Here is a 1,138-nt window from a genome sequence, read left to right as displayed (position 1 = left end):
GTTCTATGTTCAATGATGTATTGAAGCATGAACATGATTTCGTTTTTGTCCACTTCCCCTAAATGCTTATTTGGGAGCTTGCTAATACGCGAGTAAATTTTTTCTAAAGATTGATAAGCTTTATCTTCTTTATCTTTTTCAAAAGTTTTAATTGCGTTCTCCAATTGAGCAATAAGCGATGTTTTGATTTCTTTATTTCCCTCTGCTTGTTTCACTAAAGAAATCGCATTTTCGACTGATGCAGGTGTAATGAATACCTCAAGAGCTTTCGGCTCTGAAACATTATGCACTTTATCAATCGCACGATATTGAATAGAGTTTTTACCTTCTTTATTAATAGTTAGCCCCTCATCATAACGTTTCCAAGTGACACCGTTATCTAGGCTATACTCAATATGCGAAATCCCGATACCTGCATCTGTTGCTTCCAAGGATACCTTAACTTCATGAAGATACGATCCGTCTCTCAAGTCAGCCTCATGTAATACCACATCCGCCAGTTCAGGTGCCTTGAAGTCTTCCGAGATTCTTCCTTCCGCAACATAATGGATTGGTCCATTAAAGCTTTTCACGAAGTTTCCAGTAGCTTGTAAATCTTCAGGTCCTTGAACTGGATCATTGCCATATTGGCGAATTTTATATTTATCAGTCTCATGTTCATACATATAATTGTTGACAGTAAGCGTATAGGTCCCATTCTTATCAATTGGTGTTCCATCAGGAAGATAGATATTCACTACTTTCCTTGTCGCACTATCCCATGTATATGAGAATCCACTAATAGAGACGTCTGGCCCATAGGATGAAATCTGAGCATTTAATATAGGTTCTAATGCTGATCCTGGAATGGTGACCGTAACCAGTGTGTTATTAAATGGCTGGATATTGAAAAGATTTTCCCAAGTAATTTCGCCTTGGGCTAGAAAGTCACGGATTCCTCCACCGTTCATTAAGGCAAAATCAGACTTCATTTCATCATTCATTCCGTCTGCAATCAAGTTTCCAAGAGCATTGTCACCAATAATGCCTTTGATAGGGTATCCGCCAGTCATTGGAGTAGCAGCATAACCCATGACTTCATTCAATTTTGGTCCAGCCATTTCTTTATATTTGGCTAGAATGGCACTAACCTCTGGAT

The 1,138-nt window shown here is 38.6% G+C and carries 1 protein-coding gene; it reads right to left on the bottom strand.

What is annotated here, in order from left to right; translation table 11 throughout:
* On the bottom strand, window positions 1-1,138 hold a 1,138-nt coding region (locus AC1DUW_RS29865; protein WP_477644313.1), incomplete at both ends, for a 5'-nucleotidase C-terminal domain-containing protein.

The sequence above is a fragment of the Peribacillus sp. P4_C12 genome (assembly GCF_056402095.1).
The sequence above is the reverse complement of the archived record's forward strand: the minus strand, read 5'-3'. Positions and strand labels throughout refer to the sequence as shown.